The organism is Pseudomonas sp. 4CAES_32.4, assembly GCF_058136335.1.
Map to the genome: position 1 here is coordinate 3,772,298 of NZ_CM176882.1, position 22,694 is coordinate 3,794,991.

The following is a 22,694-nucleotide window of genomic DNA, read 5'->3' on the forward strand; positions in this document are numbered from 1 at the left end:
TGACTTTGGAGTTAGGAAACGGCGTGCATCATCGAAGCTGGCGCTATATAAAAACAACTACAGCGATGCGCTCTGTTGTCACACACCAATCGTGTGAACAGAGTATCGATCATCCTTCAGCCCGCACCACGCCACGCTCTTCAAGCAACCGCACAAACATGCTCAAACTGCGCGATACCGTACCGCGCCGCCACACCAGCCACGTGGTCAGATAGCGGAAATCCGCCGCCAGCGGCCAGACACTCACCGTTGCGCTGCCCGGCATGCTTTGCAGCATCTTGCGTGGCATCAATGCCAGCCCGGCGCCGGCACTGACGCACGCCAGCATGCCGTGGTAGGACTCCATTTCGAAGATCTTGCCGGGCACGGCGGCGTCGGTGCTGAACCATTTTTCAAAGTGATGGCGATAGGAACAGTTGGAGCGGAAGGCGTAGATGTTTTCGCCATTCACATCCGCGGCACGCTGCACCGGTGCGTGATTGAGCGGCGCGATGATGACCATTTCCTCTTCGAAGGCCGGCACGCCTTCCAGCGTCGGGTGCAGCACCGGGCCGTCGACAAACGCCGCTGCGAGACGCCCGGACAGCACGCCGTCGATCATCGTCCCCGAGGGTCCGGTGGACAGGTCGAGATCGACTTTCGGGTGCAACTGGTTATACGCCGCGAGCAACTCGGGAATGCGCACTGCCGCCGTGCTTTCCAGCGAACCCAAAGGAAATGCGCCCTGCGGTTCTTCACCTGCCACAGTCGCGCGAGCCTCCTGCACCAGATCGAGAATCCGTCGCGCGTATTCGAGAAAACTCCACCCCGCCGGCGATAGGCGCAAACGGCTTTTCTCGCGAATAAACAGATCGACGCCGAGATCCTGCTCCAGCTGCTTGATCCGCGTGGTCAGGTTCGACGGCACGCGATGGATCTGCGCGGCGGCGGCGCTGATGCTGCCGTGTTCGGCAACGGCTTTGAAGATTTCCAGCTGCACCAGATCCACAGTCATTCTCCAATCGTGAAAGAAACGATCTTTATTATTCAGTTTCAAGAAAACAAACACCACCCTACTCTAGGCTCATCCGACGAACATGCAGGACACAGCCATGAGCCAGATTTCCAGCCAGACCCACGCCATCTCGATCAACCCGACCTCCGGCGAACAGATCGGCCACTACGCCTTTGAATCCTCCGCTGCGCTTGACGCCGCGCTGACCCGCGCCGCTTATGGTTTCGGCAAGTGGAAGCGCAAGCCATTGCAGGATCGCTCGCGTCTGTTGACCGCTCTTGCTGGCGCGCTGCGTGAAACCGCTGAAGCCATGGCCACCATGATCACCCAAGAAATGGGCAAGCCAATTGCCCAGGCCCGAGGTGAAATCGAAAAATGCGCGAAGCTGTGCGAGTGGTACGCCGAACACGGCCCGACCATGCTCGACGCCGAAGCGACTCAGGTTGAAGGCGGCAAGGCGCGCATCGAATACCGCCCGCTCGGTCCAATCCTCGCCGTGATGCCGTGGAACTTCCCGATCTGGCAAGTGCTGCGTGGCGCCGTTCCTGCGCTGATCGCCGGCAACACCTACGTGCTCAAACATGCGCCGAACGTGATGGGCAGCGCCTACTTGCTGCGCGACGCATTCACCCGTGCCGGTTTCGCCGATGGTGTGTTTGAAGTGATCAACGTCACTCCGGAAGGCGTTTCCACTGCTATCGCTGACCCGCGCATCGCTGCAGTGACCCTGACCGGCAGCGTCCGTGCTGGTATGGCGATTGGCGCTCAGGCCGGTGCTGCACTGAAGAAATGCGTGCTGGAACTGGGCGGTTCCGACCCGTTCATCGTGCTCAACGACGCCGATATCGACGAAGCCGTGCAAGCAGCGGTGATCGGCCGTTATCAGAACTCCGGCCAGGTTTGCGCAGCGGCCAAGCGTCTGATCATCGAAGAAGGCGTGGTTGAAGAATTCACCCGCAAATTCGTCGAAGCCACGCGCAAACTGAAAGTGGGCGATCCACTGGCCGCCGACACTTACATCGGCCCGATGGCGCGTTTCGACCTGCGCGATGAACTCGACCAGCAAGTGCGCGACACCCTCAAGGAAGGCGCGACCCTGTTGCTTGGTGGCGGCAAAGCCGAAGGCGCTGGCAACTACTACGAACCGACTGTGCTGGCTGGCGTGACCGACCGCATGACCTCGTTCAAACAGGAATTGTTCGGCCCGGTTGCGTCGATCATCACCGCCCGCGATTGCGCGCATGCCGTGGCCTTGGCCAACGACAGCGAGTTCGGCCTGACCGCGACGATCTACACCGCCAACGTGCAACTGGCCCAGCAACTGACCAGCGAACTGGAAACCGGCGGCGTGTTCATCAACGGCTACTCTGCCAGCGACCCGCGCGTGACCTTCGGTGGCGTGAAGAAAAGCGGTTTCGGTCGCGAACTGTCGCACTTCGGCGTACGCGAATTCTGCAACGCGCAAACCGTGTGGCTGGATCGCAAGTAACCCAGACACAAGACACCCCTTGTAGGAGTGAGCCTGCTCGCGAAGGCGGCGTGTCAGCCAACACATCTGTTGCTGCCCCACCGCCATCGCTGGCAAGCCAGCTCCCACAGGTGTTGTGTAATGCCAACATTCTCAGCCACACCACAAATCCCTGTAGGAGCTGCCATCAATACCGGCCACACCGCAAATCCCCTGTGGGAGCTAGCCCTGCTAGCGATTGGGCCAGCACAGCCACATCTTCATCGACTGACCCACCGCCATCGCCAGCAGAGCTGGCTCCCACAGTGTTTTGCGGACTGCCATCAATCTCCAACACACCACAAATCCCTGTGGGAGCTGCCATCAATCCCGGCAACACCGCAAATTCCCTGTGGGAGCTAGCCCTGCTAGCGATTGGGCCAGCACAGCCACATCTTCATCGACTGACCCACCGCCATCGCCAGCAGGGCTGGCTCCCAAGGTTTTGCATCACATCAAAATGTGGACGCCTACAGGTATTTCAGCCAAGCGATGTCGCGGCGGCGGGCCTTCAAGGCCGAGAACCAGCGCACGGACGGATACAGGGCAACCGCTAGAACGATTGCGGCGAGCCAGATCGCGGCGACCGACGAGAAGCCGAAATAGCTGCCCTGATTCAGGCCAAACAGCGCCACGCCGATCAGGTACAACACTTTCAACGCATACAAGTGCAGCAGATAGAAAAACATCGGTGCCGATCCGAACACCGTCAGCCAGCGAATCCAGCGTCGATCCTGCACGCGCTCAAACGCCAACAACAGCAACAACCCGGTGCTTACCGTGAGTGCGATAAACAGCAATGACGGCGGGTACTTGGTGATGTTGAAAAAACTCATCACGGTGTGCAGCATCGAGTCGCCAACCGCCCACGGCTTCTCGCCGTAACCGTTGAGCAGCCGCAGCGCGACGAACCCCAGCAGCCCCGCAACACCGCCGATCAACAGACGCCGTTGCCGTACGCCTGCTTCAACGCTGCGAGCAAACCACGGCCCCAACGCATAACCCAGACCGATCACACCGATCCACGGCAGCAACGGATAAGACGTGCGCAGTCGCAGATTCTCGCTAACTTCAATCCAGCCACGATCATGCAAAATCGCCCACGGCACATGCAGCGCAGACTCGACCGGGAAGTGCAGGCCATCGAGCAAGTTGTGTCCGGCGATGATCAACAAACTCAACGTCAGCAATAGCCAGCGCGGCAGCCAGACCAGCAGCGACAGCGCGATCATGCTCAGGCCGATCGCCCAGATAACTTGCAGATAAATCACGCTCGGTGGCAGCTGGAAGGTCCAGGCGAAGTTGACCAAAGTGAATTCCAGCGCCACCAGAAACAGTCCGCGCTTGAACAGAAACGCACTGACGTCAGCCTTGCCTGCGTACTTTTCGCCAAACAGCCATGCCGACAACCCGGTCAGCAAGACAAACACCGGTGCACACAAATGCGCCAGGGTTCGGCTGAAAAACAGTGCCGGCTCGGTGCTGGCGATGTCCATCGGGTCGCTGACCTGACGGTGCAGCAGGAAAGTTTCGCGCACGTGGTCCAGCAGCATGAACAGGATGACCAGGCCCCTGAGTGCATCGATGGACAGTAGCCGGCCAGTCACCGGGGCAGAACGGGGAAGCACAATCGTCATAAGCGTTTCGCAATCGAAGGGATAACAGTGGGTGCCAGCAACGGCGACCCTGAAAATTCGCGTTACCTTATAACACTAAAAAGCAAAAACCCAAGCTCAATCGATAGTGATTCTCAGAAAACCGAAGCGGATTACACCATGCAAGTTGCCCTCTCGCTTCAGGCTTCTATAGTGATCAAGTCCCCCTGCCCTCCGCGGCCTGTTGTCGAGCGTTGTCCATGGTCAACACCGAACACCTGATCATCTGCGAGCACTGCGATTGCGTTTACGAGAAAGTCACGCTCGCCAAACACCAGAAAACCTCGTGCGTGCGCTGCGGTGGCGTGCTCCAGCGCTTCAATGGTTTGACCGTTGAGCAGCGTCTGGCGCTGACGTTCACGGCAGCGGTGCTGTGGCTGTTCGCCAATTTCTATCCGGTGATGAGCATCAGCATGAAAGGCCTGAAAAACAGCGCGACGCTGTGGGACTCAGTGCTGGCGCTGAGCCAGGGGCCGATTACTTTCATCGCCATGGTTGCGGCCATCGCGATCATCATTGCCCCGGCGTTCCAACTGGTTTTGTTGACCTGGGTGTTGAGCTTCGCCCTCGCCGGACAGCGCGCACCGGGCTTCAAACTGTGCATGCGCTGGCTGGAAACCCTGCGCCCGTGGAGCATGCTGGAAGTGTGTTTGCTCGGGGCCATGGTGGCGGTGTTCAAACTCGCCGGATTGCTCGACGTGTTGCCCGGCATCGGCCTGTTTGCCTTGGCCGCGCTGAGTTTGATGATGATCCGAATTGCCGGCCGCGATATCCGCGACCTCTGGGACATTCTATGAAGCGACCACCGACCGCCAGCGAGCTCAATCTATGCCTGTGCCACAGTTGCGGGCTGGCCTGCGACATGAGCGACGAGCCACACCAGTGCCCGCGTTGCGACGCGCCGCTGCATCGGCGCAAGACCAATTCGCTGACCCGCACCTGGGCCTACATGCTCGCTGCGCTGGCGTTTTACGTGCCGGCCAATCTGCTGCCGGTGATGAACACCACCATGCTCGGCAGCGGCGCCGACAGCACGATCATGAGCGGTGTGCTGGAGTTCTGGGAGGCCGGCGCGTGGGACATCGCCCTGATCATTTTCATCGCCAGTATCGCCGTGCCGGGGATCAAGTTCGTCGCCCTGACCCTGCTGCTGGTGACCGTGCAGCGTGACAGCGCCTGGGCGCGAAAAGAGCGCTCGAAGCTATACCGCTTTGTCGAACTGATCGGCTATTGGTCGATGCTCGACGTGCTGGTGGTCGCACTGGTTGCGGCGCTGGTGAAGTTTCAGGCGCTGGGCGATATCGAGCCACGACCGGGCATTCTGTTTTTCGGCCTGGTCGTGGTGTTCACCATGCTCGCGGCAATGAGCTTCGATTCACGGCTGATATGGGACAAGGACAGCGACAAATCCTTCAGCGACGCTGAACCTCCAGCAGCACCTGCAACGGATGGCGCAGCGCCTGATCCGATTGGCGCTTGACCTGACTGCGGCAGGAATAGCCTGTCGCCAGCGCTTCACCCTGCTCGGCCGGCGCGTCGACCTGACGCGCCCAGGACTGTTCGTAAATCACCGCTGACGTCTCGCGATTGCGCGCTTCATGGCCGTAGGTGCCGGACATGCCGCAGCAACCGGTGGCCTGCGTGGTGAGTTTCAAACCGGCGCGTTCGAAGACCTGCTCCCATTGGCGGGTCGCGGCCGGGGCGTTGGTCTTCTCGGTGCAATGCGCGAGCAAACGGAACGACGCGGTTGCATCTTGGGGCGCCTGCTCCGGCATCACCTTGAGCAACCACTCCTGCACCAGCGCCACTTCCGGGCATTGCTCCATCCCTGGCACTTTCAGGTATTCCTGGCGATACACCAGCGTCATCGCCGGATCGAGCCCCAGCAGCGGCACACCGACCTCGGCCAATTCGCGCAACTGCCGCGCATTGCGCAATGCCGCGCGGTTGAACGCCGAGAGGAAGCCCTGCACATGCAAAGGCTTGCCGTTGGCACTGAACGGCGCCAGATAAACCTGGTAGCCGAGACGGGAAATCAGCTCGGCGAAATCGGCCAACAGCGGCGCTTCAAAGTAACGCGTAAACGCGTCCTGAACGATCACCACACTGCGTTCTCGCTGCGCTGGGGTCAGCGCAGACAACGTCGAAACCGTGGCCGGTTGCACCTGCCAGCGACGCATCGCGGCGTGGAAATCGAAGCGGCTGAGCAACGGCACATCGACCATGCCGCCGACACGCTCTAGCAATCCACGCACAATCGAAGCGCCCATCAACCCGTTGTACAACGCTGGAATGCGCGCCATGTACGGAATGCTGTATTCCAGCGAGGCGATCAGATAGTCCCGCGCCGGACGCAGATAACGGCCGTGATACAGCTCGAGAAAGCGCGAACGGAATTCCGGCACATTGACCTTCACCGGACACTGCCCCGCGCAGGATTTGCACGCCAGGCAACCAGCCATGGCGTCGTAGACTTCGTGGGAAAAGTCGGCTGAAGCCGAGCGACTGTTACGCCAGCGCTGCCACAACGAGCTGAAAAACGCCGGTTTGCGGATCGCTTCGGACAACACATCGACACCCGCCTCACCCTGCAAACGCAGCCATTCGCGGATTAACGAAGCGCGGCCCTTGGGCGATTGCGAACGTTCGCGGGTGGCTTTCCACGACGGGCACATCGCGTCATCCGGGTCGAAGTTGTAACAGGCGCCGTTGCCATTGCAGTGCATGGCCGCGCCGTAGTTCTGCCAGACTTTTTCGTCGATCTGGCGGTCCAGTTCACCGCGCAGGGTGACTTCGTCGATCTTCAGCAAAGCCGCGCCGCTGTTGGCCGGGGTGGCGATCTTGCCCGGGTTGAACTGATTAAACGGGTCGAACGCGGCTTTCAACGCTTGCAGCGCGGGATACAACTCTCCGAAAAACGCCGGTGTGTATTCCGAGCGCAGGCCCTTACCGTGTTCGCCCCACAGCAAGCCGCCGTAACGTTGGGTCAGCGCCGCGACGCCATCGGACACTGGGCGCACCAGCGCGGCTTGTTGCGGATCTTTCATGTCGAGAATCGGCCGCACGTGCAGCACACCGGCATCAACGTGACCGAACATGCCGTACTGCAAGCCGTGGCTGTCGAGCAGGTCGCGCAACTCGGCGATGTACTCGGCCAGGTGCTGCGGCGGCACCGCCGTGTCTTCGACAAACGGTTGCGGTCGCGCTTCACCGGCGACATTGCCGAGCAAGCCCACTGCACGCTTGCGCATGCCGTAGACCTTGTTCACCGCCGCGTGCCCGACCGCCAGCGTGTGGCCCAAACGCTCGACCGTGCGGTCGCTGCTCAAATGCTCGACGAACGCCTCGACCCGGCGTTGCAGCTCTTCGGGATCGTCGCCACAGAATTCGACAAGGTTGATCCCCAACGTCGGCTGCTCGGCGCTTTGCGGGAAATATTCGGCGACGCCGTGCCAGACGATGTCCTGCATCGCCAGCAGCAAGACTTTCGAGTCGACGGTTTCAATCGATAACGGCTTGAGTGCCATCAAGGCGCGGGCATCGCGCAGCGCGTCCATGAACCCGGCGTAGCGGATGTTGACCAGCATCGTGTGCTTGGGAATCGGCAGCACGTTCAGGCGCGCCTCGACGACGAAACCCAGCGAGCCTTCGGCACCGCAGAGCACGCTGTTGAGGTTGAAACGCTGGTCGGCCTCACGCAGGTGCGCCAGGTCATAACCGGTCAGGCAACGGTTGAGATCAGGGAAGCGCTCCTTGATCAGCTCGCCCTGCTCATCAATGATCTGCCGCGCACAACGATAGACCTCACCGACTCGATCTTCGCGGGCACAGAGTGCGTCCAGCTCGCGCTCTTCCAGCGGCTGACCGTGCAGACGCTCGCCGCCGCGCAGGATCATCTCGAGTTCGAGTACATGGTTGCGGGTCTTGCCGTAGGTGCAACTGCCTTGGCCGCTGGCGTCGGTGTTGATCATGCCGCCAACGGTGGCGCGGTTGGAGGTCGACAGCTCTGGCGCAAAAAACAACCCGGCAGACTTCAGTGCGGCGTTGAGCTGATCCTTGACCACCCCGGCCTGCACGCGCACCCAGCGTTCTTCGACGTTGATTTCAAGAATGCGGTTCATGTGCCGCGACAGGTCGACGACGATGCCATCGGTCAGCGATTGGCCGTTGGTGCCGGTGCCGCCGCCGCGAGGAGTGATCACCACTTGCTGGTAGGCCGGCTCGGCAATCAGCCGCGCCACCCGCGCCACGTCCTCGGCATCCAGCGGAAACACCGCCGCTTGCGGCAGGCGCTGATAGATCGAGTTGTCGGTCGCCAGCACTACGCGGCTGGCGTAATCGGCGCTGATTTCACCGCGAAAGCCGCTGTTCTTCAGGGCGTTGAGGAATTGTTGGTAATCGCTGGTCAGGGCTTTGGCGGGGGACAGCTGGGCAATCATCGGTCAGGAATCTCGGTCAAAATCGGGCCGTGTGGCGGTGAACAGTTGTACGCAACGAATGATTGCGTCAGGCTCCGCCATCTAATGCCGCCCATGTTCATTGTTGCCGGGCATTGGGACAACCGTAAAATCCACCCACTATCCATGACTTTTACGAATGAATCCGCGCACGCTCACTCCCTCCATGTCGTTATTGCTGGCATTCGAGGCCGCTGCGCGCCACGAAAGCTATACCCGCGCCGCCCATGAACTGTCGCTGACGCAAAGCGCGGTCAGCCGTCAGGTGCAGATTCTCGAGAAAATGCTCGGCATGCGCTTGTTCAGCCGCGAAGGCCGGCAAGTGGTGCTGACCGATGTCGGGAGCATGTATCAGCGCGAACTGGCGGAGGCGCTGGGGCAGATTCGCAGTGCAACCTTGCAGGCCATGGCGTTTGGTTCCGGCATCCACAGTTTGCGTCTGGCGACGCTACCGACCTTTGGCTCGAAATGGCTGTTGCCGCGCCTCAAGGATTTCTACACCGCGCACCCGGGCATGACCGTGCACTTGCATTCGCGCATCGAAGCCATCGACTTCGATACCAGCGAAATCGATGCGGCCATTTGTGTGGGCGGCGGCGAATGGCCAGGGCTGAGCGCCCTGCCCTTGCACACCGAAGAACTGGTGGTCATCGCCAGTGCGCAGTTGTCAGCCGCCGAGCGCGATGACGCCCAAGCGCACATCGCCGGGCAACTGCTGCTCAATGTCAGCAGCAATGCGCAGGCGTGGGCGGAGTGGTTCAGCCATCACGGCCTGCCCCACCGCAGCATGCGCATCGGTCCGAGCTTTGAGATGACTTCGCACTTGATTCAGGCAGTGCGGGCGAATATTGGTGTGGGGTTGGTGCCGCGGATTCTGGTCGAGGATGAGTTGTTGAGCGGTGACTTGCTGCAACTGGGCGAGCCGATTACCAGCCGGCGCAGCTATTACCTGGTGTATCCGCCGCGCAATGAGACGTTGCCGTCGTTGAAAGCATTTCGGGATTGGTTGGTTCATTCACTCTGACCGGAAGGCCTCATCGCGGGCAAGCCCGCTCCCACAGGGACATCTGTTGAATACAAAGTTTGTGAACGACACGATTACCTGTGGGAGCGGGCTTGCCCGCGATGAGGCCAGTCCCGACACCATCAAAACCTCGGTTTGACCGCCCTCCAATCCGGCTTATACCGCTGCATCTGCCGAACATCATCACGCTGTCGAATCCCGCACGTCAGGTACTGATCATGCAGCTTGCCCAACTGGTCGTGATCCAGCTCCAGCCCAAGCCCCGGCGCCCGCGTGATCTTCACGCAGCCATCGACAATCGGTAGCTTGCCGCCCTTGATCACCTCTTCATCCGGCTCTTGCCACGGGTAATGCGTGTCGCAGGCGTAATCCAGATTCGGCACTGCTGCCGCCACATGCGCCATCGCCATCAGGCTGATGCCCAGGTGAGAGTTGGAATGCATCGACACCCCGACGCCGAACACATCGCACATCTTCGCCAGCGTCTGCGTGTCGCGCAGGCCGCCCCAGTAATGGTGGTCGGCGAGGACAATCTGCACGCTGTTCTGCGCGATGCTGCGGCGGAATTCGTCGAAATCGGTGACCACCATATTGGTCGCCAGCGGCAATCCGGTGCGTTTGTGCAGTTCGGCCATGCCGTCGAGGCCTGGGGTCGGGTCTTCGTAATACTGCAGATCATCGCCGAGCAATTCGGCCATGCGAATCGAAGTTTCCAGCGACCAGTTGCCGTTCGGATCGATACGCAGCGGGTAGCCGGGAAACGCCTTCTTCAGGGCCTTGATGCACGCCACTTCATGCTCCGGCGGCAACGTGCCGGCCTTGAGCTTGATGCTCTTGAACCCATAAGCCTCGATCATCCGCGCGGCCTGGGCAACGATCTGCTGCTCGTTGAGCGCCTCGCCCCAGTTGTCCGGTTTGTACGGCGAATCGACATGCTGCGCGTACTTGAAGAACAGATAGGCGCTGAACGGCACTTCATCGCGAATCGCACCGCCAAGAAGATCCACCAACGGCACATTCAGGTAATGCGCCTGCAAGTCGAGAAAGGCCACTTCGAACGCCGAATAGGCATTGCTTACCGCCTTGCTGGCATGGGATCCGGGCGCCAGTTCGGCACCGGCAATGCTTGCCGGTTTGTTGGCCGCAACGGTGGCCTGCACGATCGCGCGCAGTTGGTTGAGGTTGAACGGATCGAGGCCGATCAACTGTGACTGCAACTGTTGCTGGATCGCCAGCGCCGGGGCATCGCCATAGCTTTCGCCGAGGCCGATGTAGCCGTTGTCGCTTTCGATCTCGATGATCGAGCGCAGGGCGAAAGGTTCGTGGATACCGCTGGCGTTGAGCAACGGCGGATCACGGAAGGCAATCGGGGTCACGGTGACACGGGTGATTTTCAAGATAATGCTCCTGACAGATCAACAATCAATTCAATGGCTCGCGGCCGGGCTGGCCGTCGCAACAACGGCGGTTTCGTCATGGGGCTTTGCCGGGGTTTTACCTTTAGTGCCCGGCGCTGTGCGGGCGAAGAAAATCACCACTGCAGCGATCAGCGACGTCGCCGCCAAGCCATACAGGCCGCCCTCGATGGAGCCGGTGCTTTGTTCAAGAAAGCCGAATGCAGTCGGCGCAACGAAGCCGCCGAGGTTGCCGATGGAGTTGATCAGCGCAATCACCGCAGCGGCGATGCGCGCATCCAGATAGCTTTGCGGAATCGGCCAGAACAGCGCCGAGGCAGCCTTGAAACCGATCGCGGCGAAGCAAATGGCGACGAAGGCGAAGATCGGCCCGCCAGTGGTCGACATGAACATGCCGATGGCCGCGATCACCAACGTCAGCGCCACCCAGGCCTGCTGGAATTTCCACTTGCCGGCCATCGCCGCGAAGCCGTACATGGCGACAATCGAAATGATCCACGGGATCGAATTGAGCAGGCCGACCTGGAAGTCGCCGAGGTTGCCCATCTTCTTGATCATGCTCGGCAGCCAGAATGTTGCGCCGTAGATGGTCAGGGCAATGGAGAAATAGATGAAGCAGAACAGCGCGATCTGCCGATCGGCCAACAGCTTGAACATCGACGGCTTGGCCACTTGCACCGCTTCACGGGCACGCTGTTCTTCAGCAATCGCCGCCACCAGCGCTTCACGTTCCTCTTCAGTCAGCCACTTGGCCTGACGCGGATGCGATTGCAGCCAGAACCAGACGAACGCGCAGAGCACCACCGACGCCGCGCCTTCAATCAGGAACATCCATTGCCAGCCGTGCAGACCCATGCCGCTGATGTGCAGCAGCGCACCGGAGACCGGGCCAGAAATCACCGAGGCAATCGCCGAACCGCTAAGGAACACCGCCATGGTCTTGCCGCGCTCGGAGGCCGGCAGCCATTGGGTGAAGTAATAGATGATCCCCGGAAAGAACCCCGCCTCGGCCGCGCCGAGGATAAAGCGCAGCACGTAAAAACTGGTTTCGCCTTTGACGAAAGCCATGGCCATGGCCGCAGCGCCCCAAGTGAACATGATCCGCGTCAGCCAGACCCGCGCGCCGTAGCGCTGCAGGAGCATGTTGGACGGCACTTCGAACAGCGCGTAGCCAATGAAGAACAAGCCAGCGCCGAGCCCGTAGGCCGCAGCACCGATGCCCAGATCGGTTTCCAAATGGCTGCGCACAAAACCGATGTTGACCCGATCGATGTAGTTGACGATGAACATCACCACGAACAGCGGCAGCACGTGGCGCTTGACCTTGGCGGCGGCACGGGCGAGAACCGTGACGTCCAGTGGACTCTGGAGGGTTTTCAAGGGCGACTCCCGATCTTGTTTTTTTAGGGATGGCGTAAAGCGATGGACCGATCATGGACGGCGATCATTGATCCCGTCTAATCTAACTTGGCATTCGATTGATACCTGGATTAGATCAATGTTCGAACTGACCCAACTGCGCTGCTTTACCACCGTCGCCACCGAGCTCAATTTCCGTCGCGCCGCCGAACGGCTGAACATGACGCAGCCGCCGCTGAGCCGACAGATTCAGCTGCTCGAACATCACCTCGGCGTCGAGTTGTTCACCCGCACCACCCGCAGCGTCGCGCTCACCGCTGCCGGCCGGGCTTTCTTCATCGAAGCACAGAACCTGCTGGAGCGCGCCCAGCAAGCAGCCGTCACCGCCCGGCGGTTCGCCGAGGGCGATATCGGTTCGGTGAACATCAGTTTTGTCGGCAGCGCGGTGTATGAGTTTTTGCCCAAGGTCATCACCGAGGCACGCTTGAAACAGCCACAGGTGAAGATCGATCTGTCGGAGATGAACACTTACCAGCAACACGAAGCCCTGCGTGCTCGGCGCATTGACCTGGGCATCGCTCGCGCACCCTTACTGGAGCCGGGGTATGCCACTGAATGTTTGGTGCGCGAGCCGTTTGTGCTGGCGGTGCCTAGCGCTCATCCATTGGCGAGCGCTGCTGAAGTATCGGTCAGCGACCTGGATAAACAGCCATTTCTGATGTACTCCCACGCGGCTTATCCGCCGTTCAACGAACTGCTGACCGGCATGCTGCGCTCGGCCCGCGTCGCGCCGGATTATGTGCAGTGGCTGGGGTCGTCGTTGACGATTCTGGCCTTGGTCAACGCTGGCATGGGCCTGGCACTGGTGCCGCGCTGCGCCACCAGTGTGGTGTTCAAGAATGTGGTTTTTCGCGATATCGATCTGGGCGAAGGGGTGCAGAGCGAGCTGCATCTGATCTGGCGGGAGAACAACGACAACCCGGCGTTTGCGATGTTGCTGGAAGCGATTCGCCGGGCGGTGGCTGAGGGTTGGGGCTGAGGAAAATTCTAGTCCTTCAGCGGCGGTGGAGCGCTGGGTGCTCGGGGCTGAGCATTGGCCACTGGCTTGCCATCTTTCGTGTAACGACGCGCCACCCATTCTGGCATTGGTTGCGGTGCTCTGGCTGTCATAACGAAACCTCCGATTTCGGGCCGAACTCGACCCACTTGACCTTCCCGGAATCTATCAGCAAAAACTCAGCGCCAAAAGGCACTTCTACCCCTTCAGCATCCAGCCAACAGGGATTTTGCATCACGAACTGACCGCTGCTGGATTCCGGCGGCCATTCCACTGGCCAGCCAAAAACGCGCCTCTCGTCGTTCAAATGCAGCGTGACGAGACGATGGTGCTGCGCAAAAACGCTGAACCATTCGCTGGGGTAGGAAGATTGTTTCGTGACATTTCTTCTGCGTAACCAACCATGCAATTTGTCATTCGTGGCCAGATAACAAGAGAACAATCCGAGTGTCACCGACATAACGAACGCCCACATGGTTTCGGCCTTGGTATCCCAGCGCCCTACAGAAAATCCTTTCGAACCCACCCACAGACAAATTGCCCCAATCCCCAAAACCGCGCCCTGAATCACAAACGTAAAAATCAGCGCCTGCACAATCTGCCCAAACGTATCGGGCCGTTTGAACGCCGTCAGCGAGTAAAAAATCCACGCTGACAAGAATCCGGGAATCAGGTACTGCAACAACGGGATAACTTCTTTGACCAGATCATCCATGATCCGAGGCTCCTTGAACGCTTACTGACCTCGATTGAGCGCCAGCACCTGAAGCCTAGTGCACACAGAAAAAACGCCTGCGCCCAACTGTCACCACTCATTACGCAATGCTCTACGCGTCCCGGGATACCCACAGGGCGATGAGCCGGCCGGACAAAAAAATCCCGCTCAGTGAGCGGGATTTGTTCATCAAGGCGTTCTTACGCGACCACTGGAATCATCGGGTCAGCCGCTGCCAATGCGCTCACGCGATCAGCCGCCGGCGGGTAGATCCACTGGGTGTTGATCTGGGTCTTCAAGGTTTTGCCGTCTTGTTTAACCAGTTTCACCTGACGATCCCAGCCCTCGGTATACACCGCGCCCCAGGCACCGAGGTCCAGGCACGTCACGTATTTTGGCTGGCTGTAAGGCGTCGGATCGACCCCGAGAAGCTGCGCCGCGACGTTATTACCGGCATGACGGCCCAGCGAAATCGCATGCTGACAGGTCATCAACGCGTAGTTGCCGATGTCGTCGGTTGCAGCGTACGCCACGTCACCAGTGGCGAAAATATCGTTCTGCCCAATGACTTTCAGATTGGCGTCCACATGCAGGCGACCCTGTTTGTCGCGCTCGGCGGGGATCTGTTCAGTTAGTGAGCTGGCCCGCACGCCAGTGGTCCAGACCACGGTTTTCGCCTCGATGTGCTGACCGTCCGAGAGCGTCACGCCGTCAGCATCGACCGACTGCACCGATACACCCAAACGCCATTCAACACCCAACTCTTCGCTGGCTGCGGCGATGGATTTACTGATCTCTTCGCCCATCGAGGCACCGATTTTTTGCCCGCGATCGACGATAAGCACTTTGATGTCGGCATGTTCGCCAAGAATCTCGCGCAAGCGTCCGGGCATTTCAGTTGCCGTTTCAATTCCGGTAAAGCCACCGCCCGCCACCACGACGGTGTTGCGCGCCGGGCTGTCGGGAAGGTTTTTCAACGCTTTCAGATGGGTTTCCAGGCGGATCGCCGCTTCGATCTGGTCAACGTCAAACGCGTACTCAGTGACGCCCAACGTGTCGGATTGCGCCAGACCGCTGCCGGTGGCCAGCACCAGCTTGTCGTAGTTGAAGACTTGCTTTGTCCCGGCGGCGTCTGTGTAACCCACGGTTTTAGCCGCCACATCGATGGTCTCGGCAGCGCCCTTGATGAAATGAACGCCGACCGCTTCGAACAGTTCACCCAGCGGCGCTGCCAGTTGATGAGCATTCGGCTCATAGAAACGCGGGCGTACACGCAACTCGGCCTGAGGCGCCAAGACGGTCACATCGACATTGTCACGCCCATGAATATCCACCAGACGCGTGGCGCTCAACGCCGTCCACATGCCACCAAAGCCTGCGCCAATTACCAAAATGTGCTGTTTCATCATTGTCCCCATGCTTGTAGCCAAGTGCTGAAATAGAGAGTGAGAGGTACGCGATGCCCGCGAGTCGAAGCCTCTAGGTGCTGTATTTTTTCGAAAAGCCCAACGCGGTGCCAATCGAATACCGCCGACTTTATTGGTCGTATATATTAGCAACAAGTCAGTTTTATTGATGTTATTTATCTAAAATATAGATACTTTACAAACGCGTAAAAACAGCAAATCGCCATTAAACAGGCATATTTCGTCACTAAATCCGTAGATATCAGCAGTTTCATCGCATTGCCGACTGATGATCAGCCTGTTAATATTTACGACAAATCAAGTCGGACTTAGTTATGTCTTTATACAGCGCAGGCGTCGAATACGGCATTCATTGCCTGGCCTTTCTGGTCACCAGCACCGGCGATACCCGCGAGGCCAGCGTGCGCGACCTCGCTGAATTGCAAGGCGTGCCACTGGAATATCTGGCAAAGATCTTCACCAAACTGGCCAAAGGCAAACTGGTGGTTGCCAGCGAGGGGGTGCGCGGCGGTTTCAGCCTGGCCCGGCCCGCGGACGAGATCACCTTGCTCGACATCGTCAAAGCCATCGATGGCCGCAAGAATATTTTCGAATGCCGGGACATTCGTGGGCGTTGCGCTCTATTCGAAGGCAACCCGCCGCAATGGGCGATCGAAGACACCTGCTCGATCCACAGCGCCATGATGACCGCGCAAAAACGCATGGAAGAAGCCCTCGCCCAACAGACCATTCTCGACATCGCGAGAAAGGTCGGGCGCAAGGCACCCAAGGAATTCGGCCAGCAAGTGGAAGACTGGATTCAGGATCGTCGGGAGAAAAAGGGCAATGTCGGGACTATCCCGCTGACCACGCTTTCAGACTGATCTGCAGCTTGCGACAGGCAAAAAAAAGCAGAAACCGTTGATCCGGTTTCTGCTTTTTTAACGCAAGAGTGGTTACAGGCAATCGCGCACCGATTTGCGCAACGATCCGGACTTGGCCCATGGTGGCCCCTGATACAACGAAACCCGGCTGCCGTCCTTGTATTTGACGATGTCGAGAATTTCATCGGCAGTGATGATGCTTGGCGCGGTAATGCGATAGCCGTTGGAAATGGACGTCTGCGTCGTCTTGGCGACGTCCTGCTGCCACAACGGTAATACACACGCGGCATAGTCTTTGGGTGTCTTGTCACTAGTCTTGCTGACATTCGGCTCACCCGGCACCAACGACGCCGGCAACGAGCAACCTGCCAGCACGGCCAACGCCAGCCCCCCGATCCAAATCCGCATCTGTATTGCCCTGTCTAAAAAAAGCGAATGTAACCCGTAACCGGGTGGACATCCATCGTAGCAATCAGCCCTTGCTGGGGTTTGGACAATTTTTTACATCCGTTCACTCTGATGACGGACGCAACCTGCCCCAGCGACGAAAAATGCGACTACTCTTTTCTACCGAGAATGTTCTGGAGGTGATCATGCGGCTCAATGAATACGAACACGAACTTCAACGCGACCTGCAAAGTGTTGCATCGGATTTGAGATGGTCGGCGGTCGACCTCAAACGTATCGCCGAACAACTGCGCAAATCCGGCAACGAAGCCGACGCGCAAACGGTACTGAGATCCTGCGAGGTTCTGCAGAGCGATGAGGAACGCCTGCAACTGTATGCCAAGGAAGTGAAGGCACGCGCTATCAGCCGAACCAAAGTCCACTGAAACCTGCCCGTCCTTTTCCCGCAAACAAAAGCCCCGACAAATGCCGGGGCTCATTTATGACCACTCATCATGTAGCGGTGTGACTTTGTCCGCGTACGGAGCGTTTTTTGTAGCCGGGAAGCGTCGCGGCATAGGCCAACGCCTCTTCCCTGCTGCCAAACGAAGCCAGTCGATCGCCCTGGGTACAAACCCGCCACGGGCCGTTGTTTACGCTGAGTACGTCGTAGCCGTTCATGTGCATTTTGTTCATCACAGGAATGCTCATGGGTACCTCCTTTTCGCTAGCGGTGGGTACAGCCTCACGCTTTTACCTTACACCCGGTGTTGAACGAGGTGCCGACCGAGCGTCGCGACATCGGCAAGACCGGCACTTTTCATTCAGGCAAACGTTCAAACTCTAACGGAACCTCTGCTTGCTGGACCGGCTCGAATATTGCAGTTTCATTTCAGTTTTATGACAGGCAACACATAGGTAACAGATGAAAGAACGCGCCACCGTTATTTGCGAACAGGATCGCCACATCCTCCTGGTACGCAAGCCCCGCAGCCAATGGACATTGCCCGGCGGCAAGGTCGAGCCAGGCGAAACCCGGTCGGACGCTGCTGTGCGCGAGTTGCAGGAAGAGACCGGGCTGAACGCCGAAGAGGTGTTGTACTTGATGGAGTTGCAGAGCGGCACCACACGGCACCACGTCTACGAAGCCTCAGTGCTGAATATCGATGAGGTCAGACCGCAAAACGAGATCATCGATTGCATCTGGCATCCCCTCGATTCGGTGCAGAACCTGAGCATCAGTGCGGCGACGCTGCGCATTGTGAAGGCATTTCAACGGCGTTTATAAACGCTCAACCGGCGAATGCTCGGCGACCGGCACTCATCTCGGTGCGTAGCTCACCAATGAAGTTGGAGATGTCACGGATCGTGACGAGATGTTCCGGAGAAACACCATTGAGGAGCAAATCCACTCGCCCGCTTTCTGGCTCATACACCTTGATTTGCAGTAGTCCCTGCGCCGAAGGGGTGCAATCACATTTAAGCGCAGGGAAGCCGGACTCGACGATGCGGCAAATGTCGGTGATGGCAAGCATGGGCGAACGCCTCACAGGCGAATCGATTTGATCGGTAGAGCATAGATGAGCAGCTGGTGTCTTGCTCGACACCAATATGCCAACCCGATCACATTTCTTCTGCGACCGCTCAATGAGCGTCGCCATCCCAAATCCAGTTCCAGATCCCCGGCAAATTCACCGGTTCCGAGCTCTTTTCAACGGAGCGCGCCAGCGCAGCCTTCTGCAACGCGGCGTGATCATCATAAAACGGCTTGTCCGCCAGTTTCAAACCCGTGGCCGCTGCACTGTCGAGCAGGATTTGCAGGTATTCGCGCGTATGTCGTGCGGTGTAGCGATTGAGGTCATGAAACGTCACCACCAGCGGAATCACCCCATCCACAGTGGGAAATTCCCCCAAAGCGATGCGCTCACGGACTTCCGATAATTGCCGCAACATATTGGCCCGACGTCGAGGGCTGGCATTGAAGCCCCAGATTTTTCCGTCATTGGCACTCAAGTCCGTCAGCAAAACATGCAAGCCGTGCTGTTGATAGGCGGCGAATGTGCGTTTGTCGTAGTTCCAGAATGGCGGACGCAACAGTGTCGGTGGCGTGCCGGTAATGCTCGCGATATCAGCGGTGCCGTTGGTCAGCGACTCTTCGAGCTCCTGAGGATCAAGCGACCGGTGATTGGTGTGCCAATGGGTCGCAGTGTGGAACGCGAGAATATGTCCTTCGGCAAACTCGCGCCGCATGATGCCGCGACCGATCTCGCTATTGCCGGCGCGAGGTGCGCGGGTCTGGACGAAAAACACCGCTTTGATGCCGGGCTGCACTGGATTGTCTTTGAGGCTATCGAGGACTGTTGCCGACGGATTCCAGAAACTGGAGGCGCTGGGGCCGTCATCGAAGGTCAGCAGAAAGCGCACTGGCGCCTGAGCCTTGAGGCGAGTTTCGGTTTGCGCCGTCATTTCGATGGGCGCCGCGATGCAGCCGGCCAGCCCGAAAGCGATGGCCACCGCACCGATGAGTTTGAATACAGATGTCATGTTTTGCCTTGAGCCCGAGCGCGCCGGTCATGTTGTCGATAGGCAAAACTCCCTCGCCTTTATCCGTCCCTGCGCTCCGATCCGCGAGCCGGGGTTGGATAAGGTACACAGTGTTTGGTTCCGACGCTCGCTCAGTTCGCCAAGGCTTGCTGGAATGACGTGTCGATGATCCCGGCGGTGCTCAGCGCTGTCGGCAATGCCTTCACTTTAAAAAGGAAATCGGCGGTGCTTTGCAGATCTGCGGCGGCCTGCTGATCCACTGGCCCGATGCTCATGTGCGCCTGACGCAACCAGTGCCGCGACACCTGCTGATCAAGATTGGCCTTCTTCGCCCACAGGTCGGCGTACTCGTCGGTGTGACTGTCCACCCAGGCCCGCGCCTGCTTCAACCGCCCGAGAAAATCGGCGATGGCTTCGCGTTTGCTGTCGATCGACGGCGTTGAGGCGGCAATCGCGCTGAGCCCCGGCATAAGATTTTTCGCGGTCAGGATCGGTCGCGCACCCGAGAATACAATCTGCTGGGAAATGTACGGTTCCCACACCGGAAACGCGTCGATGCTGCCCTGCGGCAACGCGGCGGCCGCGTCGATCGGCATCAGTTTGACGAAGTCGACGTAGTTTTCCGGCAGACCGCCCTGCTCCAACGCGCGCAAGGTCAATTGCTGGCTCCAGGCACCCGGCCAGTAGGCGACTTTCTTGTCCTTCAAATCAGCGATGGTTTTTACCGGGGAATCCTTGGGCACCAGCAGCGCAATCGTGTCTGGATTCTGCCGCGACACGCCGATGAGTTTCACCGGTGCCTGCTTTGCGGCAAGAAACAGAAACCCGGAATCGCCGAGGAAGCCCAAGTCCAGCGCACCGGTTTGCAGCGCTTCGGCGAGCGGTGCTGCAGCCTGAAAATGTTTCCAGTCGACCGTATAAGGCGCGTCCTTCAATACACCCGAGGCTTCTATTGAAGCGCGGATGTTGTAGTAATTCTGATCGCCTATATGCAGGACCACAGGCTCGGCGGCGTAGGAAAGTGGCGATATAAACAGCGCGGCGGCGAGGGCCTTGCGAACAAAACGGGAGAGCTTCATGGCGAGTCCTGCAGAAGGGATTGCATAGACCATAACGCTCTTAATATTCAGTTTTGAAATTCCAATAATGCATAAACTCATTACCGCCTACGCGCACTGTTTGCCCCGCAACAGTGATTCGCCACACTGTTGCTCACGCAACAGCAAAAATCCCCTTCAACACACTTGAAGCCCCACAAACCGGTGCTTTGATCCACATGGCACAGAGCCTGCAATATTCCATTCCTGTAGGAAGCATTCGAAAAAAACTTCTTTTTGGACATAAAAAACCTGTGCCTTTGCCGGAGCGCCCCATGACCTCATTCTTCCCGTTAATTCGCCTGAAAACCCTGTTGGCCGCTGGCGCAATGGCTCTGAGCCTGCAACCACTCGCCCACGCTGCTGAAACCGCCCCGGCGGAAGTCCATCTCGATTACGCCTATTACTCGCCAGTGAGTCTGGTGCTCAAGCATTTCGGCTTCCTCGAAAAAGCCCTGCCACAAACCAAAGTCAGCTGGGTCTTGAGTCAGGGCAGTAACCGCTCGCTGGAATACCTCAACAGTGGCGGCGTCGATTTTGCCTCCAGCGCCAGCCTTGCTGCCGTGCTCAGCCGGGCCAATGGCAGTCCGATCAAGTCGGTTTACGTTTACAGCCGCGCCGAATGGACGGCGCTGGTTGTGCGCAAAGACTCGCCGTATCAATCGGTCGCCGACCTTAAAGGCAAGAAAATCGCCGCCACCAAAGGCACCGACCCGTACCTGTTCACCTTGCGCAGCCTGCAACAGGCCGGGCTGAAAAAGGACGATGTGGAACTGGTCCACTTGCAACACCCGGATGGCCGCACCGCATTGGAAAAGGGTGACGTCGACGCCTGGGCCGGGCTCGATCCGCACATGGCCGCCAGCCAGGTGCAGGCCGGCTCGCGTCTGCTGTATCGCAACCCGGCGTTCAATAGCTACGGCGTGGTCAGCGTCACCGAGCAATACGCCAAAGAGCATCCGCAGACCATCGACACCGTGGTCAAGGCCTACGAGCAGGCACGTGAATGGTCGTTGAAAAATCCTGAAGAGTTCGCCGCTCTGCTCGCCAAGGAATCCGGCCTGCCGCTGGATGTGGCCAAGCTGCAACTGTCGCGCACCGACCTGAGCAGCCCGCAATTGACACCCAACGACGTGCTGGCTTCGAAGGCTGCAGCACCGATTCTGGTCTCCGAAGAACTGGTGCGCCGTGGTGTCAATGTCGATCAAGTCATCGACCAATTGCTCGACGGCGGTGTTCAACAAGCGGTCGCCCGCCAGTAAATAATCAGCCTCACAACACATCCGCGCCGGTCGCGGATTTGTCGTGTGCGGAGCTCAACCATGACCACACACAGTAAAGATTTACCGGCGCAACTCGCCTTCTCGCAGCGGCGCCCAGCCTTTTTCAACACGGCATGGCTACGCCGTTGCAAAGGTCTGGCGTTGCCCCTGCTGATCGTCATCGTTCTGGAAATAATCGTACGCATCGGCTGGCTACCGTCCTACCAGATGCCGGCGCCAAGCGAAATCGCTTTGACCCTCACCGACCTTGCCGAAGGCGCGTTGTGGAAACACATCGGCGCCAGTCTGATTCGCGTGCTACTGGGATTCGCCATCGGCGCCGGTCTTGCGCTGGTATTTGCTGCCTGGGTCGGATTGAGTCGCGAAGCCGAAGCCTATCTGGAACCGATGTTTGCCGCGTTGCGGTCGATTCCGAGCCTCGCCTGGGTGCCGTTATTACTTCTGTGGCTGGGCATCGACGAGACCTCGAAAATCGTCTTGATCGCCATCGGCGCGTTCTTTCCGGTGTACGTCAACGTCGTCGCGGCGATCCGCAATATTGATCGCAAACTGGTGGAAGTCGGCCGCATTTACGGCTTCAGCCGCTGGCAACTGACCCGGCGCATTCTGCTGCCCGCCGCCCTGCCCGGCCTGTTCACCGGATTGCGCAGTGGCATGAGCCTGGCATGGATGTTTCTGGTCGCCGCCGAGTTGATCGCCGCCACCAAAGGGCTCGGCTATCTGCTCAGCGACGGTCGCGAAACTTCGCGGCCCGATATCGTGCTGGCCGCGATCATCGTGCTCGCCTTGCTGGGAAAACTCAGCGACGGGGTGCTGGCGATGATCGAGCGTCGCTGGCTGGCTTGGCGCGATACGTTTACCGGTGAGGACGCCAAGGATTGAATGGTCCCCAGCGACTAAGCTGAAATTT

The 22,694-nt window shown here is 58.9% G+C and carries 22 protein-coding genes; 10 read left to right on the top strand and 12 right to left on the bottom strand.

Going from position 1 to position 22,694, the window contains the following annotated elements; all coding sequences use genetic code 11:
* Positions 1-109: 109 nt before the first annotated feature.
* Entirely contained in the window at positions 110-988 is an 879-nt protein-coding gene (ptrR, locus tag AC3Y64_RS16830; protein WP_489987990.1) for a putrescine utilization regulator PtrR, read from the bottom strand.
* A gap of 103 nt (positions 989-1,091) precedes the next feature.
* Between ptrR and AC3Y64_RS16835 the strand changes: the two genes are divergently transcribed.
* Positions 1,092-2,483 carry an aldehyde dehydrogenase family protein gene (locus AC3Y64_RS16835; RefSeq protein ID WP_489984548.1) on the top strand — a complete coding sequence of 464 codons (1,392 nt, stop codon included), beginning with the start codon at positions 1,092-1,094 and terminating at the stop codon, positions 2,481-2,483.
* 488 nt (positions 2,484-2,971) lie between these two features.
* Here AC3Y64_RS16835 and AC3Y64_RS16840 read toward each other — a convergent pair whose 3' ends face one another.
* Positions 2,972-4,138 carry an acetyltransferase domain-containing protein gene (locus AC3Y64_RS16840; protein WP_489984549.1) on the bottom strand — a complete coding sequence of 389 codons (1,167 nt, stop codon included), beginning with the start codon at positions 4,136-4,138 and terminating at the stop codon, positions 2,972-2,974.
* A 218-nt stretch (positions 4,139-4,356) separates the two neighbouring features.
* Between AC3Y64_RS16840 and AC3Y64_RS16845 the strand changes: the two genes are divergently transcribed.
* A complete protein-coding gene (locus tag AC3Y64_RS16845; RefSeq protein ID WP_489984550.1) occupies positions 4,357-4,953 on the top strand; it encodes a paraquat-inducible protein A in 597 nt (198 codons plus the stop codon).
* Positions 4,950-5,636 (top strand): paraquat-inducible protein A, encoded by a 687-nt coding sequence (locus tag AC3Y64_RS16850; protein ID WP_489984551.1) that lies wholly within the window; start codon positions 4,950-4,952, stop codon positions 5,634-5,636. Before AC3Y64_RS16845 ends, AC3Y64_RS16850 begins: the two co-directional genes overlap by 4 nt.
* Here AC3Y64_RS16850 and ydiJ read toward each other — a convergent pair.
* Entirely contained in the window at positions 5,569-8,595 is a 3,027-nt protein-coding gene (gene ydiJ / locus AC3Y64_RS16855) for a D-2-hydroxyglutarate dehydrogenase YdiJ (RefSeq protein ID WP_489984552.1), read from the bottom strand. The two genes, AC3Y64_RS16850 and ydiJ, sit on opposite strands and share 68 nt — an antisense overlap.
* Positions 8,596-8,752: 157 nt before the next feature.
* Here ydiJ and AC3Y64_RS16860 point away from each other — a divergent pair, with 157 nt between their 5' ends.
* Positions 8,753-9,637, top strand: a complete 885-nt coding sequence (locus tag AC3Y64_RS16860) for a LysR substrate-binding domain-containing protein (protein WP_489984553.1) — start codon at positions 8,753-8,755, stop codon at positions 9,635-9,637.
* 122 nt (positions 9,638-9,759) lie between these two features.
* Here the strand turns inward: AC3Y64_RS16860 and AC3Y64_RS16865 are convergent, their stop codons facing one another.
* Both AC3Y64_RS16865 and AC3Y64_RS16870 read right to left on the bottom strand, forming a co-directional pair.
* Entirely contained in the window at positions 9,760-11,034 is a 1,275-nt protein-coding gene (locus AC3Y64_RS16865) for a glucarate dehydratase family protein (RefSeq protein WP_489984554.1), read from the bottom strand.
* Between the two features lie 30 nt (positions 11,035-11,064).
* Entirely contained in the window at positions 11,065-12,432 is a 1,368-nt protein-coding gene (locus tag AC3Y64_RS16870; RefSeq protein ID WP_489984555.1) for an MFS transporter, read from the bottom strand.
* Between the two features lie 118 nt (positions 12,433-12,550).
* Here AC3Y64_RS16870 and AC3Y64_RS16875 point away from each other — a divergent pair, with 118 nt between their 5' ends.
* Positions 12,551-13,450 carry a LysR family transcriptional regulator gene (locus AC3Y64_RS16875; protein ID WP_489984556.1) on the top strand — a complete coding sequence of 300 codons (900 nt, stop codon included), beginning with the start codon at positions 12,551-12,553 and terminating at the stop codon, positions 13,448-13,450.
* Between the two features lie 127 nt (positions 13,451-13,577).
* Here the strand turns inward: AC3Y64_RS16875 and AC3Y64_RS16880 are convergent, their stop codons facing one another.
* Positions 13,578-14,183: a DUF6338 family protein gene (locus tag AC3Y64_RS16880; protein WP_489984557.1), complete on the bottom strand. Its 606-nt coding sequence runs from the start codon at positions 14,181-14,183 to the stop codon at positions 13,578-13,580.
* Positions 14,184-14,383: 200 nt separating this feature from the next.
* A complete protein-coding gene (locus AC3Y64_RS16885; RefSeq protein ID WP_489984558.1) occupies positions 14,384-15,589 on the bottom strand; it encodes an NAD(P)/FAD-dependent oxidoreductase in 1,206 nt (401 codons plus the stop codon).
* Positions 15,590-15,924: 335 nt separating this feature from the next.
* Here AC3Y64_RS16885 and AC3Y64_RS16890 point away from each other — a divergent pair, with 335 nt between their 5' ends.
* Positions 15,925-16,473 (top strand): RrF2 family transcriptional regulator, encoded by a 549-nt coding sequence (locus AC3Y64_RS16890; RefSeq protein WP_489984559.1) that lies wholly within the window; start codon positions 15,925-15,927, stop codon positions 16,471-16,473.
* Positions 16,474-16,545: 72 nt separating this feature from the next.
* Here AC3Y64_RS16890 and AC3Y64_RS16895 read toward each other — a convergent pair whose 3' ends face one another.
* Positions 16,546-16,881, bottom strand: a complete 336-nt coding sequence (locus tag AC3Y64_RS16895; RefSeq protein WP_489984560.1) for a hypothetical protein — start codon at positions 16,879-16,881, stop codon at positions 16,546-16,548.
* Positions 16,882-17,066: 185 nt separating this feature from the next.
* On the opposite strand from AC3Y64_RS16895, the gene AC3Y64_RS16900 reads away from it, so the two are divergent.
* Positions 17,067-17,306 carry a hypothetical protein gene (locus tag AC3Y64_RS16900; RefSeq protein WP_008085812.1) on the top strand — a complete coding sequence of 80 codons (240 nt, stop codon included), beginning with the start codon at positions 17,067-17,069 and terminating at the stop codon, positions 17,304-17,306.
* A gap of 67 nt (positions 17,307-17,373) precedes the next feature.
* On the opposite strand, the gene AC3Y64_RS16905 is transcribed toward AC3Y64_RS16900, so the two are convergent.
* Positions 17,374-17,571: a DUF2188 domain-containing protein gene (locus AC3Y64_RS16905; protein WP_489984561.1), complete on the bottom strand. Its 198-nt coding sequence runs from the start codon at positions 17,569-17,571 to the stop codon at positions 17,374-17,376.
* Between the two features lie 214 nt (positions 17,572-17,785).
* On the opposite strand from AC3Y64_RS16905, the gene AC3Y64_RS16910 reads away from it, so the two are divergent.
* The gene (locus AC3Y64_RS16910; protein WP_489984562.1) at positions 17,786-18,148 is read left to right on the top strand and encodes an NUDIX hydrolase; all 363 of its coding nucleotides are present in this window, start codon (positions 17,786-17,788) and stop codon (positions 18,146-18,148) included.
* 4 nt (positions 18,149-18,152) lie between these two features.
* Here the strand turns inward: AC3Y64_RS16910 and AC3Y64_RS16915 are convergent, their stop codons facing one another.
* The 3 genes from AC3Y64_RS16915 to AC3Y64_RS16925 all read right to left on the bottom strand — a co-directional run bounded on the left by AC3Y64_RS16915 (position 18,153) and on the right by AC3Y64_RS16925 (position 20,483).
* On the bottom strand, positions 18,153-18,395 hold the full coding sequence (locus AC3Y64_RS16915) for a DUF1652 domain-containing protein (protein WP_064389421.1): 243 nt from the start codon (positions 18,393-18,395) through the stop codon (positions 18,153-18,155).
* A 109-nt stretch (positions 18,396-18,504) separates the two neighbouring features.
* Positions 18,505-19,404: a polysaccharide deacetylase family protein gene (locus AC3Y64_RS16920; protein WP_489984563.1), complete on the bottom strand. Its 900-nt coding sequence runs from the start codon at positions 19,402-19,404 to the stop codon at positions 18,505-18,507.
* Positions 19,405-19,535: 131 nt separating this feature from the next.
* Positions 19,536-20,483 carry an ABC transporter substrate-binding protein gene (locus AC3Y64_RS16925; RefSeq protein ID WP_489984564.1) on the bottom strand — a complete coding sequence of 316 codons (948 nt, stop codon included), beginning with the start codon at positions 20,481-20,483 and terminating at the stop codon, positions 19,536-19,538.
* Between the two features lie 293 nt (positions 20,484-20,776).
* Between AC3Y64_RS16925 and AC3Y64_RS16930 the strand changes: the two genes are divergently transcribed.
* Together AC3Y64_RS16930 and AC3Y64_RS16935 are read left to right on the top strand one after the other, a co-directional pair.
* A complete protein-coding gene (locus tag AC3Y64_RS16930) occupies positions 20,777-21,763 on the top strand; it encodes an aliphatic sulfonate ABC transporter substrate-binding protein (RefSeq protein ID WP_489984565.1) in 987 nt (328 codons plus the stop codon).
* A gap of 60 nt (positions 21,764-21,823) precedes the next feature.
* The gene (locus AC3Y64_RS16935; protein WP_489984566.1) at positions 21,824-22,666 is read left to right on the top strand and encodes an ABC transporter permease; all 843 of its coding nucleotides are present in this window, start codon (positions 21,824-21,826) and stop codon (positions 22,664-22,666) included.
* Positions 22,667-22,694 lie beyond the last annotated feature (28 nt).

Excerpts from the sequence above, each read along its gene's own strand:
- AC3Y64_RS16880 (WP_489984557.1), bottom strand. The coding sequence starts at position 14,183 with ATGGATGATCTGGTCAAAGAAGTTATCCCGTTGTTGCAGTACCTGATT.
- ydiJ (WP_489984552.1), bottom strand. The coding sequence starts at position 8,595 with ATGATTGCCCAGCTGTCCCCCGCCAAAGCCCTGACCAGCGATTACCAA.
- AC3Y64_RS16900 (WP_008085812.1), top strand. The coding sequence starts at position 17,067 with ATGCGGCTCAATGAATACGAACACGAACTTCAACGCGACCTGCAAAGT.
- AC3Y64_RS16920 (WP_489984563.1), bottom strand. The coding sequence starts at position 19,404 with ATGACATCTGTATTCAAACTCATCGGTGCGGTGGCCATCGCTTTCGGG.
- AC3Y64_RS16925 (WP_489984564.1), bottom strand. The coding sequence starts at position 20,483 with ATGAAGCTCTCCCGTTTTGTTCGCAAGGCCCTCGCCGCCGCGCTGTTT.
- AC3Y64_RS16910 (WP_489984562.1), top strand. The coding sequence starts at position 17,786 with ATGAAAGAACGCGCCACCGTTATTTGCGAACAGGATCGCCACATCCTC.
- AC3Y64_RS16840 (WP_489984549.1), bottom strand. The coding sequence starts at position 4,138 with ATGACGATTGTGCTTCCCCGTTCTGCCCCGGTGACTGGCCGGCTACTG.
- AC3Y64_RS16850 (WP_489984551.1), top strand. The coding sequence starts at position 4,950 with ATGAAGCGACCACCGACCGCCAGCGAGCTCAATCTATGCCTGTGCCAC.
- AC3Y64_RS16885 (WP_489984558.1), bottom strand. The coding sequence starts at position 15,589 with ATGAAACAGCACATTTTGGTAATTGGCGCAGGCTTTGGTGGCATGTGG.
- AC3Y64_RS16860 (WP_489984553.1), top strand. The coding sequence starts at position 8,753 with ATGAATCCGCGCACGCTCACTCCCTCCATGTCGTTATTGCTGGCATTC.
- AC3Y64_RS16875 (WP_489984556.1), top strand. The coding sequence starts at position 12,551 with ATGTTCGAACTGACCCAACTGCGCTGCTTTACCACCGTCGCCACCGAG.
- AC3Y64_RS16890 (WP_489984559.1), top strand. The coding sequence starts at position 15,925 with ATGTCTTTATACAGCGCAGGCGTCGAATACGGCATTCATTGCCTGGCC.
- AC3Y64_RS16930 (WP_489984565.1), top strand. The coding sequence starts at position 20,777 with ATGACCTCATTCTTCCCGTTAATTCGCCTGAAAACCCTGTTGGCCGCT.
- AC3Y64_RS16935 (WP_489984566.1), top strand. The coding sequence starts at position 21,824 with ATGACCACACACAGTAAAGATTTACCGGCGCAACTCGCCTTCTCGCAG.
- AC3Y64_RS16905 (WP_489984561.1), bottom strand. The coding sequence starts at position 17,571 with ATGAGCATTCCTGTGATGAACAAAATGCACATGAACGGCTACGACGTA.
- AC3Y64_RS16845 (WP_489984550.1), top strand. The coding sequence starts at position 4,357 with ATGGTCAACACCGAACACCTGATCATCTGCGAGCACTGCGATTGCGTT.
- AC3Y64_RS16895 (WP_489984560.1), bottom strand. The coding sequence starts at position 16,881 with ATGCGGATTTGGATCGGGGGGCTGGCGTTGGCCGTGCTGGCAGGTTGC.
- AC3Y64_RS16835 (WP_489984548.1), top strand. The coding sequence starts at position 1,092 with ATGAGCCAGATTTCCAGCCAGACCCACGCCATCTCGATCAACCCGACC.
- AC3Y64_RS16915 (WP_064389421.1), bottom strand. The coding sequence starts at position 18,395 with ATGCTTGCCATCACCGACATTTGCCGCATCGTCGAGTCCGGCTTCCCT.